Raw genomic sequence first — 13,689 nt, 5'->3', positions numbered from 1 at the left:
TCTGCTGGAAGCCGTTCATCACACGATATCCGCACCGGGGGCCGGTCCTCCCGGCGCCGCCGGGGCGGCCTGGCCGGTACGGTTCGCCCGGTCGGTCCGTACGGCGTCGCGTACGAAGTGGAACCACATGTAGACCGCGAAGATCGCGAAGACCCACCACTGGGCGGCGTATGCCAGATTGCGCCACGTCAGCCCCATGCCCTCGGTGGGCGGCGACACCGCGACGGGCGTGGCCAGGGAGGCCGGCTCCTGCGCGGTCGCGACGACGAAGCCGTCGCGCAGCGGAGCGTCGGTCCACACGTTGATGAGTTCCGAGGTGGACACGGTGGCCACCTGTCCCGCCGGCAGCGCCCGCGCCGAGCGCTGCACCGCGTCGGTCTGCTCGGCCGGGCGCAGCCGTCCCGTCACCGTCACGGTCCCCTCGGGCACGGCTGCCGCCGGGTCCTGCGGCGAGGACACCCAGCCGCGGATCACGGCGACGAGCGTGCCGTCCGTCAGTCGCAGCGGGGTGAGCAGCCAGAATCCCTGGTCCCTGGCCGCCCGCCCTCCGGGGGCGTCCACGTCGGCCACCCGGTCGGCCACCAGAAGCTGGCCACCCGCGTCGTAGGTGCCCGTGGCGGTCACCCGCCGGCCCGCCGCCTCAACCGGTGTGTGCCGGCCCGCCTGGGTCAACTCGGTCACGGCGACCGGCGGCGGATCCGCGGCGAGCCTGGGCTGGCCCGACGCCTCGAAGACGCCGAGTTGCCAGCGTCCGAGCAGGGTGAAGGACACGAGCACCCCGATCACCAGCAGGTGGAGGGCCACCAGCCGGGGAGCGAGCAGGGTACGCAACATGCACAACACGCTATCCGCTGATGGCATCGGTCCCGCACCCGGCGGAAAATCCGACAAATCGCTTCGAGGGCTCTCGGGGGTCGCTAGAGTTGCGCCCATGTCCGACCCTCAGATTGACCCGGCCGGCAACACCCAGGCGTTCCGCGCGTTCGCGCATCAGCAGGACGCCGCGGCCGCCAAGGAGCAGCCGTCCCGGCTGCCGATATGGATCGCCGTCGCCGTGGTGCTCCTGGTGGCGCTCGGCGTGGTGGCCTATCTCATGCTCGGCTGAGCTGAGCTGGAGTGACTTCAGCGCGTCCTCAGCACGAGGGCGCTGCCGCCCCCGCGCCGGGAGGGCTCGGCGACCGCCCGCATCCTTCCACCGCCGAGGAACTCCAGTCCGGTCGCCGCGCCGATCTCACCGGTCGGCGGGCCCGGGACCGGGGCAAGCGTGTGACCGAGGGCGGTGAGCGCCTCGCCGTACCGCTCGAGGAACGCGGGCTCGGCCTGCGTGGCCGCCGTGTTGCGCTGGGTCGCCCGCGGAGCGGCGATCGCCTCGGGCAGCGACATCCCGAAGTCGATCCGTTGGACCAGGATCTGGAGCACGGTCGTGATGATCGTCGAGCCCCCGGGCGATCCGACCGCCAGCAACGGCCTGCCGTCCTTGAGCACGATCGTCGGCGCCATCGACGAGCGGGGCCGCTTGCCCGGCGCGGGCAGGTTGGGGTCGCCCGGCGCGGGGCCGAAGGTGAAGTCGGTCAACTCGTTGTTCAGCAGGAATCCGCGGCCGGGCACCACGATGCCGCTGCCGCCGGTCTGCTCGATCGTGATGTTGTACGCCACCACGTCGCCCCATTTGTCGGCGACCACGAGATGGGTCGTCTCCGGCCCCTCCGGCTGCTCCCCCTCGGGTGAGGAACCCCGGGACGGCGCGGGAGACAACGGCGCGCTGCAGGCCGTGAAGGGCCCGTCCGGTGCACCCGGCGCCGCCGGATGCGGCATGGCGACCGGCCCGATCAGGCAGGCGCGCTCCTTGCCGAAGACATCGGAAAGCAGCCCGTCGAGCGGCACGTTCACGTGGGCCGGGTCGCCCACATGCGCGTTGCGGTCGGCGAACGCGAGCCGCGAAGCCTCCAGATACCGATGCAGCCGCTGCGTCCGCGACTCCTGGCTTCGAGACTCGACCCGCGGCAGCGCCTCCAGGATGTTCAGCGCCTCGCCGACCGTCGATCCGCCCGACGACGGCGGCGCCATGCCGTACACGTCGAGTCCCTCATAGGCGACCTTGGTGGGTGGGCGCTCGATCGCGCGGTACACGGCGAGGTCGGCCTTCTCCATCAGCCCGGCCCGGACCGTCCGGGTGGAGCCGGGAGCCACCGGCGGGCGCTTGACCGTGGCCACGATCTCCCGGCCGAGCGCCCCGCCGTACAGCCAGGCCGGCCCGCGCCTGCCCAGCTCCCGGTACGTCCTGGCGAGGTCGGGATTGCGAAAGACCGACCCGACGGCCGGCGGGCGGCCACCGGGCAGGAAGAGGGCGGCGGTCGAGGTGAAGTCCTTGAAGCGGGCGGCGTTCTGCGCGGTCTGGTCATGAAAGGTCTGGTCGACGACGAAGCCCTTCTCGGCCGTCTCGATCGCCGGGCGCAGGGCCTGCCGCAGCGACATCGTGCCGAACCGGCGCAGCGCCAGGTCCCACTGCGCGACGCTGCCCGGCACCCCGACGGACAGACCGCTGGTCACGGCCTCGTCGAACGGGATTCCCTCGAACGTCGTGGCGGTCATGGCCCGCGGCGCGGTCTCCCGGCCGTCGATCGTGGTGACCCTCCGGGTGCGGGCGTCGTAGTAGACGATGAAGCCGCCGCCCGCCAGGCCCGCCGAGTACACCTCGGTCACGCCGAGCGTCGCCGCGGCGGCCACGGCGGCGTCCATCGCGTTGCCGCCCTGACGCAGCACCTTCAGCGCCGCCCGGCTCGCGTCCAGGTCCACGGTCGCCACCGCCCCGCCGTACCCCTCCGCCACCGGCTGCTTGGGATCCGGTCTGCGCTGGGCCGACATCCCCGCCGGGTCCGCGGCGTACGGCCCGGGCGCGGCCAAGGCCGGCGGGAGGGCTGCCGACGCGAGGGCTGCCGGCGGGAGAACAGTCGGCGGGGTCACCAGGCCGGCAAGCGTGACCAGCCCCAGCGACGCGACCATGGCACTTCTCATCCCGCGACCTCCGCCCCTGCTGCCCCCAGTCCAGTTGCCCCAGTCCAGTTGCCCCCACTGCGGCCGCCTCCACTCCGGCTGCCTCCACCATCCTGCGGGTCACCTCAGCATGACTCACGACGTCAGGATCAGCACGGGAATGTCCGGTTGTGGACGCGGGTGGCCGGGCTTGCCGTGTCCAGGCTCTGGCGCCGTCGGTCATACTCCGGTAGGCGTACGGGGCGGTGCCACCTCGGGCGGATGCGATGATCTGCCGCGGTGGCCTAACGTGCGGGTGTGCGCTCCCGCATCACCCAATTTCATGGGAAAGATCTGATTTGGTCGGCGGTCGTCGGCGTAATCCAGGTCGTCGGCACGAGAGGCGCCCAACTCGGCCAGCTCAGGTCTCCGGATCTGGGCCGAACGTGAGGTTCTCACACTCGTGGGCGGCGGCATGACCAACGACGAGATCGCCGCCAAGCTGTGCCTGTCGCCCGCGACGGCCAAGACGCATGTGAGCCGCACGATGATGAAGCTCCAGGCCCGCGACTGTGCCCAGCTCGTCGTCATCGCCTACGAATCCGGCCTGGTCAAGCCCGGCTGGCGCTAGACCGAGGGCAGGACGCCTCAGGAACGGGCTGCGCTGGAAAGCTGCCGGAAGGCTGTCAGAAGGGAGGGACGTCGTGATCAGAATCAAGGAAAAACCTGGGTTCGATATCCGTGGTGCGGTCCCCCGAGGAGCCCTGCCCGTGAGAGCCCTGCCCGTGAGAGCCCTGCCCGTGAGAGCCCTGACCCACCGGCCCCGGTCCTGATGCCGAGCCTCCGGTCGAGGCCTCATCCGCCATGCTCTCCTCCATGATCGGCTCATAGTTCTCGGGCAGGTGGCCGGGCGGTGCCTTCGGCCAGTTCCGCGGCCGCGGATCGGGCAGGGCGACCATGATCGGAGGGAGCCGGACCGGGTAGACATGCCCGAGAGGGCTGGTCCAGACGATCATGTCCGGCTCGGGCCTGGTCACCCGCCAGCCGCCCTCGTGCTTAGCCCGGTGATCGTGACGACAGGCCAACTCCAGGTTGCCCGCGCTTGTCGGACCGGCCGAGGCCCAGTCGACGATGTGGTCCTGGTCGGTCTTGGTGGCGGGCACGCGGCAGCCGGGCCAGGAGCACACCCGGCCACGGATTTGGACATAGCGCCGTAGGACGGCATCGGCCCGCCGACCATCCCCACCACGACCGTGACTCCACCCAGAACCAGGACTCCACCCAGAACCAGGACCACGGTCATGGCCGGCACTGGGATCCTGGCCGTGATCGGCTCCAGAGCCACGCCCGGGAGCAGCATCCCGCCCAGGAGCAGCGTCCAACCCGGGAAGGGATGCTGAACAGAGATCGCGTGTGGGACCGCTGCCGACACCAGGATCACGATCACGACCGAAGGCGGGACCGTGCCCAGGGTCGGACCCAAGACCGGGATCAGGACCGGGATCAGGACCGGTCCCGGGATCACCGCCGGACCAGGGGTCGGGACCACTGCCACGCTCAGGTTCGGAATGACGGCCGTCATCGTCGGCGAGCGCAGCTCCCTCCCCAAGGTGGTGTTCCACGCGCGGGCGGGTCTGGCGGAGCAGATCGGCCAGCAGTTTCGACCAGGCGTCCCCGGCGACGGGCCGACTCGTCAACTCGCACAGGCGTGCCCAGGTGACCTGCAGTTCCACGATCCCGCCCCGGCGCCTGTCACGGGCCGGGCGAACGTCACCGGCCGGGCAGGCAGCACGTCCGGAAGAGGCGGTGGCCGGCTGCGGGCGGTGACGGGTGATCCCTGCATGCAGGAGACGACCGTCGTCACCGCACACGGCGAAACGCCACTCTCCCGACAGCATCCCGGCGACGACCTGGCGGGCCAGGCCCGCGTGCAGGAATCCCCAGCCAGGCACATGAGCGGGATGCTCATCAAGCCCCATCAGGGTGGTCACCCCGACGCGGATTTCCCCCACCGCCCATCCCCGGCCTCCCGCAACCGGGCCACCCCGGTCCGGTCCATCTTCGTGGCGGCCAGCGGGAACATCACCCCGGCCGCCACCGGGACAGCCGCCGGACGCCATCCTCAGGCCATCCCAGATCTCGCCCGAGTTGTGGTCGCCATCGGGGCCAACCGCAGGCGCCACGAGACAGCCGTCAGCGTCACAGCCATCACAGCCATCACAGCCATCAGAGTTCTCAGAACTACCAGAGCTATCAGAGCTGTCATGGTGACCGGGAGCAGGATCGTGATCGGACCCGGACCCGGGCCCAGAACCGGGACCGGCGTCGGGATCGGGGCCAGAACCGGGACCGGCGTCGGGATCGGGGCCAGAGCCGGGACCGGGACCGGCGTCGGGATCGGGGTCGATGAAGGGATGCGCGAGGACATGAGCGATGATCTCCTCATCGCTCAACCGCTCAAACGACCCGTCCAGCGACCCCAGAAACAGATCCGCCCGAATATGGTCGATCGGCCGCCGGTCCCCCGCCCGCTTACACGCCCGTGCCAGCACATCGATCCGCTCACATCCAGCCGCCGCCCGATCCAGCGGCAGATCCAACCCCGACACGCTCGCCGTGCCGTCCTCGCCGCGCACTCCCACCACCCGGCGCCGCCGCACCGCCTCGGCATACCGCTTGTGCGCCCACAACGGATCGATCGCCAGCACCATCTGCTGGATGCGCTCGACCAACTCCCCGACCGTCCAGCCCGGCGCCTGGCCCACCAACTGCTCACACACCTGGTGGGCCTGCTCATCGGTCAACCCTCCCGTCCAGCGTACGAACGCCACCGCCCTCGGCTCGTCCAAAACCCCCGCCAGCATCGCCTCCCCCAGCACCGGCAACCGGCGATGCACATTCCACGCCAGCTCAAAGGTCGTATCCGAACGCCGCCGCGACCACACCAGCGCCGCCCGCGCCTCGTCGGGAGCGAACTCATCCGGCGTCTCCACCCGGCACACGCCATCCCCCGACCCCTGTTCGCGCAGCCCCACCTCCAGCAACGCCAGCAAAAACCACGCCCGCGCATGACACACCTGCCGGTAGGCCGCCTTCAGCACCTCAACCGTGTCGAACCCCGACACGCGGCCCACATCCACCCCGGCCAGCAACCCCGCCAACTCCGCCCCCGGCACCGCATCCGCCACGCCCACCGGCAACGGCACCGGCTCCGGACCCCCACGATCCAGCCACCCCGCCCACACTCCACTACAGCCAGGGGAACCCTCCGTTGATCCGACACCGATCGCCGCCCCGATCCGGGCACCCGCCTCGACCTCAACGGCCGCGACCTCGGCATCGGAACCGGTAGCCTCGCCACCCCCAGTCTGGGCACGCGCATTCACACCAGCCGCACGTTCACCGGGAGCGCGTTCACCGGCACCGGCAGCATCGGCAGGGGCGGATACAGACGCGTCCTCACCGGGCAGGGCCGCAAGGCGCGGTGCGACAGGCTCGCCGGAAACGACCGGCTCACGCAGCGGAACGGACATGGCGGGCACCCCCTCACCGAGTCGAAAGCAACGACCACCCCCGGCCATCAGGACCAGGGACCTTCCTGATGCGGAAACGGCTACTTCATCACTCGGCGCATGGCCTCGAACGGCCCGCCAGCTAAGCTCACCCGTAACGACTGCCCCAACCCTACCTCGAACACTATGTCGACACAACCCCTCACACTCTGCGATCGTCGGCGGCGACCGCTCCAGGGAGCGGGATGCTCTCAACCGCCGGTCCCGTGCCCGCCAAAACGCTCGTGCCAGCCAAAACGCGTCGACCAAAACGCGTCGCCCAAAACGCTCTGGATCAGCTCTCCGAGACCGTCACGCCCATTGAGCGTGCCGTACCCGCGACGATGCGCATCGCCGCGTCGACGTCGTTGGTGTTCAGGTCGGGCAGCTTGCGCACCGCGATGGCCCGGAGCTGGGCGTTCGTCAGCCGACGAGCCCCGTCGTGGCCCGGTCTGGCCGCGCCCTTGCCACCCAGTGCCTGCCGGATCAGGAACGACGTCGGAGGCGTCTTGTACCGAAGCTCCACCGTCCGGTCCTCGAGCACAGTGACCACGACCGGCACGATCTCACCGCGCCGCCTCGATGTGCTCTCGTCGTACTCGCGCTTGATCGCGACGATGTTGACACCCGTCGGCCCGAGCACCTTCCCCAACTCCGCCACCGCGGCGTCGCCCGCCTCGAGTTGGATGGTCGCCTCGAAAACCTTGCGCTTCGCTGCCACGGCCCGTCCCCTTCCGTCCGTTCTTCCTGGTCTTCCTGCGCAGATGGACGCTAGGAGTTCCAGCGGCTGGAGACTCAAGCTGGAGACTCAAACGGGAACGGGCCGTGAAAACAGTTTGAGTCTCCACCTGCTGGAGGGTGGAGGCTGTGTGCGTGACCGACCGCGGCGAAGTGTTCACCATCGGGCAAATCGCACGCCGGACCGGCGTGCCGGTCCGCACCATCCGCTTCTGGTCCGACATCGGCGTCATCCCGCCGAGTGACCGTACGGCCGGAGGTTATCGGCTGTACGACTCCGAATCGGTGGCGCGGCTGGACCTGGTCCGTACGCTGCGCGAGCTGGGAATCGACCTGCCGACCGTCCAGCGGGTGCTGGCCAGACAGGCCACCGTGGCGGAGGTCGCGCGGGCGCATGTCGCCGCCCTGGACGCGGAGATCAGCATTCTCCGTGCCCGCCGGGCGGTGCTGCGGTCGGTCGCCGAACGCGCAAGCACCATTGAGGAGATGAAGCTCATGCACGAACTGGCCCGGCTGTCGGCGGCCGAACGACAGCGCGTCATCGACGGGTTCGTCGACGAGGTCTTCGCCGGCACCGATCCTGAGACACCCGGGGCGGCGATCGCGAACTGCATGCGCCAACTGCCGGCGGAGCTGCCCGATGATCCCACCGCCGAGCAGGTGGACGCCTGGATGGAGCTCGCCGAGCTGGTCGCCGACCCCGACTTCCGCCGACGGGCCCGCGAGATGGCGGTCGCGGGCGCCGGCACGGACGTGCCGGAACCGCCGCCCTACGACCCTCAGGCCGTCCTCGATCGGGTTCGCGCCGCCATGGCGGAGGGCGTCGCTCCCGACTCCACCCGGGGCCGCGAGGTCCTGGATCGGTTGATCGATCCCGGCATGCCGGCCGGTGAGCGCGTACGGCTCGCCGACCAGATGGAGCGGTTCACCGACCGCAGGGTGGAGCGATACTGGCAGTTGCTGGGCGTGATCAACGGGACGCCTCCGTTCGAACCGAGCGTGCCCGCCTTCGAATGGCTCACCACCGCGATTCGCGCGCATGCCGAAGGCGGCGCATAAGCACCGCTCGGGGCATCACGCGGCAACGGGTTCGAGAGACGAGACCGAGCTTCCTTCCGGAAAGGAGTCGTTTGCCTGCGAGGCAGCCAAATGTTACTGGTCGCTGTCGATTGAGCACGTTACGTTGCGAGAATGAACCCGGCAGCGTTGTTCGTCGGCGGGGTAGCCGCCGGTCTCGCCGCCGGCACCGCCTCATGCACGGCGGTACAGGGCGGCCTGCTCATCGGCCTGGTCAACCCGTCCTGCCAGAGGTCGGACAGTCAGAAGCCCGACCGGCAGGGATCGGGCCAGCAGGGATCGGGCCGGTCGAGACGGGACCTCGCCACAGTGGGGGCGTTTCTGTCGGCGAGGCTGCTGGTTCACCTCGCCGCCGGAGCGCTGCTCGGCCTGGTGGGCTCGGCCGTACAGATCGGTCCGCGTGTCAGGGCGGTGCTCCTCGTCGCCGCCGGGATCGCGGTGCTCACCTTCGCCGTACGCCTGCTCCGCATGGGCGGACGCTCCTCGGATCGCCCGGCGCATCAGGCTGAATGCGCGACAAACAGGGCGCCGAGACCGGGTGAACCCGGAGGAGTCCCCGGTGCCGCGCTCCTCGGACTCGCCACGATCCTCGTGCCCTGCGGGGTGACGATCAGCATGGAGATCGTGGCGGTCTCCACGGGAAGCGCCCTGGGCGGCGCCGCGGTTCTCGCCGGATTCGCCGTCGGAACGGCTCCTGTCCTCGCCGCGCTGGGCCTGCTCCTGCGCGGGGTCACCGAGAGGCGGTCGGGCACGCTGACCACGCTGGCCGGGGTCGCCGCCCTCGTCGCCGGAGTCTTCACGATCGGGTCGGGGCTCCGACTGGGCGGCTGGCTCCCCGACCTCGGCTCGGCCGCCGGGTCCTCCGCGTCGGCGTCCGCGGCACGTGCCCGACAGGGACCGGACGGCGTTCAGCACCTCACGATCTGGGCCACCGGCGAGGGATTCCGCCCCGGAATCGCCCGCGCCGCCGCGGGCCACCCGATCGAGATCGTCTTCCGTTCCCACGACAACCGGGGCTGCACGCGCACGCTCTCGATCGACGGCCGGGACGTGGTGCTGCCCGTCACCGGCCGGCAGACGGTACGGCTTCCGCCGCGAGAACCCGGACGGCTCCGCTACGCCTGCGGCATGGGGATGTACGTCGGTTTCGTCACTTTCGAGAGCATTCCCGCAGGCCAAAGGACTTTGCAATAACGCTCCGTGATGGCCGGGTTACGTGTCACGCTGTCTCCCATGACTTTCGTGGGAACCACCGAGGCGGCGCCGGCCCGGCCGGACATCCCACTCCGGGGCATCCAGGTCCAGGGCGTCCAGGTCCCGCGGGATGCGGCGGAGGCGGCGTTGCTCGCCGCCGCCCGAGCCGGTGACCCGGACGCGGCGCACCGTCTCGGCCGCCGGCACGCCGAGCGTGGGGACCGGTGGGCCGCCAGGCAGTGGTGGGAGCGGGCCGCCCGGGCGGGAAACGTCGACAGCGCGTTCAACCTGGGCGTCTGGCACCAGCGGCACGGCACGCCGTCAGAGGCGATGAGCTGGTACGAACTCGTGGCCGGAGCCGGCGACGCGGAGGCCGCGTTCCGCCTGGCCGTTCTTCTGCTGGACCGGCGGGACGACATGCCGACCGCGCGGCGCTGGCTCGAGACGGCGGCCGAGAACGGCTCGGGCCGGGCGGCCCGGCGACTCGCCCTGCTGTGTGAGGACGAGGGGAACATCACCGCAGCCCGTACCTGGCATGTGAAGGCGGCTCTGGAGGGTGAGCTGCGGTCCGCCCACGACCTCGGGGTCCTCGGGTATGCGGCCGGCGACGAGACCGAGGCCGGCCAGTGGTGGGAGTACGCCGCCCGCGGCGGGCACGCGGAGGGCGCCTACCATCTGGGTCTGCTGCGGCAGGCACTCCGGGACGACGATCGGGCGCGAACGTTCTACCGGCTCGCGCTCCGGGCCCGGGCGGATCACCCCGGCGCCGCCTGCCGTCTCGGCGGCCTCGCACTGGCCGGGAGGGACCTTCCCACCGCAAGGGCGTACTTCGAACTGGCCGCGGGCACCGGGCACGTCGAGGGTCTGCGCATGGCGGGCATCGTCTGCGTGGAGATGGGCGAACGGGCGGTGGCCGGCCATTGGCTCGGTCTTGCCGCCGCCGCCGACGATCCCGAGGCCGCCTACCACCTGGGGCTGCTGCTGGTCTCCGAGCATGGTGACCTCACGGGAGGGCGGCACTGGTTCCGGATGGCCGCCGCGCGGGGCCACCGCCGGGCCGCCTCGGAGCTGCGCGCCGTGCTCGCCTGCCCCCATGGGGAGGAGCCCCTGCTCTATCCGCCTCCGCCGTACTGGGACCGCCCGGTGACGCCGGAACAGTCCGCGCGGGCGGAGCTGGCGGTGCTCGCCTCCGGACGCCGGGGCGAGCCCGCACCCGGCGAGCGCGACCTGATCGAGATAATCGGCACCTGGGATCTGGTCATCCGGGGGCTGCCGGAGCAGGCGGACCCGATCGGCCGTCTCGCCGAGACCAGCGGTCTGCACGCGACGTCCATCGAGCATCTCTGCTCGGTGCGGGCGACCCTGCTGCGTCCGGGCACGGCTCCCTGGCCGACTCCCGCCGAGGTCGCGCACGTCCTGGTGACCGCGCGCGACCTGCGCAAGGGTCTCGGCCTCCGCTAGATCACGCTGAACCAGGTCGCGGCACTAGGCGGCGAGGACCACGTCGACCGGCGTGAACGGCAGTTTGTGCGCGACCGCGACCGGCCCGTTGGTCACCGTGCCGGCGTGGGTGTTGAGTCCCGTCCGGAGCGCGGGGTCGCCGAGGAGCGCGTTCTGCCAGCCCTGATCGGCCAGCTTCAGCACGTACGGCAGCGTGGCGTTGGTCAGCGCGTAGGTGGAGGTGTTGGGCACGGAACCGGGCATGTTGCCGACGCAGTAGAAGACGGCGCCGTGCACCGGAAAGGTCGGCTGGTCGTGGGTGGTCGGGTGGGAGTCCTCGAAGCAGCCGCCCTGGTCGATCGCGATGTCGACGAGCACCGCGCCCGGCTTCATCCGGGCGACCAGTTCGTTGGAGACGAGCGTCGGAGCCTTGGCGCCCGGGATCAGCACCGCGCCGATGACCAGGTCCGCCTCGAGCACGGCCTGCTCGATCGCGTAGGAGGTCGACACCATCGTCTTCATACGGCCCTGGTAGATGGCGTCGATGTAGCGCAGCCTGTCGATGTTGACGTCGAGGATCGTGACATCCGCGCCCATGCCGACCGCGACCTGTGCGGCGTTGAAACCGGAGACGCCGCCGCCGATGACGACGATCTTGGCGGGGGGAACGCCGGGCACGCCTCCGGGCAGCACCCCCCGGCCTCCGTTGACTCGCATGAGGTTGTAGGCGCCGACCTGCGGGGCGAGGCGGCCCGCCACCTCCGACATCGGGGCGAGCAGCGGCAGCGTGCCGCCGGCCTGCACCGTCTCGTACGCGATGGCGGTGATCCCGGCCGACAGCAGCGCGTCCGTACACGGGCGGGAGGCCGCGAGGTGAAGGTAGGTGAACAGCACCTGGCCCTCGTGGAGCCGGTGATACTCCTCCGCCACCGGCTCCTTGACCTTGAGGACCAGTTCGGATTCGGCCCAGACACGGTCCGCGCTCTCCTCGAGCTCGGCTCCGGCGGCCAGGTACTCCTCGTCGGGAATGTGGGAGCCGAGTCCCGCGCCCTTCTGGACGCTGACGGAGTGACCCCTGCGGACCAACTCGTGGACGCCGGCGGGTGTCGCGGCGACCCTGTTCTCGTGGTTCTTGACCTCGGTTGGCACACCGATTTTCATGAAAGAGTCCTTTCATACGGTGCTCGGCAAAGTCCGCGCGCCGATAGGCGCAGCCGTACGAGGGTAACCGTCAGAGGCGAGCCCACGCCTCGGTGAGGACAGAACGGAGAATCGACTCGATCTCGTCGAACTCCTTGGGCCCGCAGATCAGCGGCGGAGCGAGCTGGACAACCGGGTCGCCGCGGTCGTCGGCCCGGCAGTAGAGCCCCGCGTCGTACAACGCCTTCGACAGGAAGCCGCGCAGTAGCCGCTCGGACTCCTCCTCGTTGAACGTCTGCTTGGTTGATTTGTCCTTGACCAGTTCGATTCCGTAGAAGTAGCCCGACCCGCGGACGTCGCCGACGATCGGCAGGTCGCGCAGCTTCTCCAGCGTGCCGCGGAAGACCGGCTCGTTGGCGGCCACGTGGCCGAGCAGGTCCTCACGCTCGAAGATGTCGAGGTTCGCCAGGGCCACGGCGGCGGACACCGGGTGACCGCCGAAGGTGTAGCCGTGTGCGAACATCGTCGTGCCGTGCCGGAACGGCTCGAATAGCCGCTCGGATGCGATCATGGCGCCGATCGGGGCATAGCCGCTGGTCAGCCCCTTGGCGCAGGTGATGATGTCCGGAACATAGTCGAACTTCTGCCCGCCGAACATCGTGCCGAGGCGGCCGAACGCGCAGATGACCTCGTCGGAGACGAGCAGCACGTCGTAGGTGTCGCAGATCTCGCGCAGCCGCTGGAAGTATCCGGGCGGCGGCGGGAAGCAGCCGCCGGAGTTCTGCACCGGCTCGACGAACACGGCGGCCACGGTGTCCGGGCCCTCCATCTCGATGGCCTTGCCGATCTGGTCGGCGGCCCAGCGGCCGAACGCCTCGGCGTCCTTGTCCAGGCCGTCGAAGCCGGAGATCTCGTCGGCCCGGTAGACGTTGGTGTTCGGCGCCTTGATCGCCCCGGGCACCAGCGGCTCGAAGTCCTGCTTCAGCCCGGGAATGCCGGTGATGGACAGCGCGCCCTGGGTCGTGCCGTGATAGGCGATGGAGCGGCTGACGACCTTCGTCTTCAGCGGCTTGCCGCGGAGCTTGAAGTACTGCTTGGCGAGCTTCCACGCCGACTCCACCGCCTCACCGCCGCCGGTGGTGAAGAAGACCCGGTTGAGGTCGCCGGGGGTGAGCCCGGCCAGCCGCTCGGCCAGCTCGACCGCCCTTGGGTGGGCGTAGGACCACAGCGGGAAGAACGCCAGCTCCTGGGCCTGCTTCGCGGCGGCCTCGGCGAGCTCAACGCGGCCGTGGCCGACCTGGACCACGAACAGTCCCGCCAGCCCGTCGAGGTAGCGCCTGCCGTTGATGTCGTAGACGTAGGCGCCCTCACCTCGGACGATCATCGGCACCTCGACCTCGTCGTAAGCGCCGTGACGAGTGAAGTGCATCCAGAGATTGTCCTGCGCGGCCTTGGGAACGCGGGTCATCGCAACCTTCCCTGATGTGATCGGTGCTCCCACCAGTCTGCCCGTCTCGACAAGGTTTTGCCAAGTGATTGCGTGGTGTCAATGTGGAAACACCTCGAAATTCGCGAT

At 70.3% G+C, this 13,689-nt stretch carries 10 protein-coding genes and 1 pseudogene; 5 read left to right on the top strand and 6 right to left on the bottom strand.

The window, feature by feature from the left end:
* Positions 1-18: 18 nt before the first annotated feature.
* Positions 19-834, bottom strand: a complete 816-nt coding sequence (locus ACFHYQ_RS11160) for an SURF1 family protein (RefSeq protein ID WP_394301039.1) — start codon at positions 832-834, stop codon at positions 19-21.
* Between the two features lie 97 nt (positions 835-931).
* On the opposite strand from ACFHYQ_RS11160, the gene ACFHYQ_RS11155 reads away from it, so the two are divergent.
* On the top strand, positions 932-1,105 hold the full coding sequence (locus ACFHYQ_RS11155; protein ID WP_394301038.1) for a hypothetical protein: 174 nt from the start codon (positions 932-934) through the stop codon (positions 1,103-1,105).
* Positions 1,106-1,122: 17 nt separating this feature from the next.
* Here ACFHYQ_RS11155 and ggt read toward each other — a convergent pair whose 3' ends face one another.
* Positions 1,123-3,015, bottom strand: coding sequence for a gamma-glutamyltransferase (gene ggt / locus ACFHYQ_RS11150; protein ID WP_394301037.1), 1,893 nt, complete (start codon positions 3,013-3,015; stop codon positions 1,123-1,125).
* Positions 3,016-3,415: 400 nt separating this feature from the next.
* Here ggt and ACFHYQ_RS11145 point away from each other — a divergent pair.
* Positions 3,416-3,604, top strand: a pseudogene (locus ACFHYQ_RS11145) (response regulator transcription factor); the annotation flags it as partial.
* 55 nt (positions 3,605-3,659) lie between these two features.
* Here the strand turns inward: ACFHYQ_RS11145 and ACFHYQ_RS11140 are convergent.
* Together ACFHYQ_RS11140 and ACFHYQ_RS11135 are read right to left on the bottom strand one after the other, a co-directional pair.
* A complete protein-coding gene (locus ACFHYQ_RS11140; protein WP_394301036.1) occupies positions 3,660-6,179 on the bottom strand; it encodes an HNH endonuclease signature motif containing protein in 2,520 nt (839 codons plus the stop codon).
* Positions 6,180-6,819: 640 nt separating this feature from the next.
* Positions 6,820-7,245, bottom strand: coding sequence for an uL11 family ribosomal protein (locus tag ACFHYQ_RS11135; protein ID WP_394301035.1), 426 nt, complete (start codon positions 7,243-7,245; stop codon positions 6,820-6,822).
* Positions 7,246-7,397: 152 nt separating this feature from the next.
* Here ACFHYQ_RS11135 and ACFHYQ_RS11130 point away from each other — a divergent pair, with 152 nt between their 5' ends.
* From ACFHYQ_RS11130 to ACFHYQ_RS11120, 3 genes are all read left to right on the top strand, one after another.
* Positions 7,398-8,321, top strand: coding sequence for a MerR family transcriptional regulator (locus tag ACFHYQ_RS11130; protein WP_394301034.1), 924 nt, complete (start codon positions 7,398-7,400; stop codon positions 8,319-8,321).
* 132 nt (positions 8,322-8,453) lie between these two features.
* On the top strand, positions 8,454-9,533 hold the full coding sequence (locus ACFHYQ_RS11125; protein WP_394301033.1) for a sulfite exporter TauE/SafE family protein: 1,080 nt from the start codon (positions 8,454-8,456) through the stop codon (positions 9,531-9,533).
* Positions 9,534-9,572: 39 nt separating this feature from the next.
* Complete coding sequence (locus ACFHYQ_RS11120) at positions 9,573-10,994, top strand: tetratricopeptide repeat protein (RefSeq protein WP_394301032.1); 1,422 nt, start codon at positions 9,573-9,575, stop codon at positions 10,992-10,994.
* 24 nt (positions 10,995-11,018) lie between these two features.
* Here ACFHYQ_RS11120 and ald read toward each other — a convergent pair whose 3' ends face one another.
* The gene (ald, locus tag ACFHYQ_RS11115; RefSeq protein WP_394301031.1) at positions 11,019-12,134 is read right to left on the bottom strand and encodes an alanine dehydrogenase; all 1,116 of its coding nucleotides are present in this window, start codon (positions 12,132-12,134) and stop codon (positions 11,019-11,021) included.
* A gap of 70 nt (positions 12,135-12,204) precedes the next feature.
* Complete coding sequence (locus ACFHYQ_RS11110; protein WP_394301030.1) at positions 12,205-13,581, bottom strand: aspartate aminotransferase family protein; 1,377 nt, start codon at positions 13,579-13,581, stop codon at positions 12,205-12,207.
* Positions 13,582-13,689 lie beyond the last annotated feature (108 nt).

Source organism: Sphaerimonospora cavernae (assembly GCF_042435035.1).
In the GTDB taxonomy this organism is placed as follows: Bacteria; Actinomycetota; Actinomycetes; order Streptosporangiales; family Streptosporangiaceae; genus Sphaerimonospora; species Sphaerimonospora cavernae.
The sequence above is the reverse complement of the archived record's forward strand: the minus strand, read 5'-3'. Positions and strand labels throughout refer to the sequence as shown.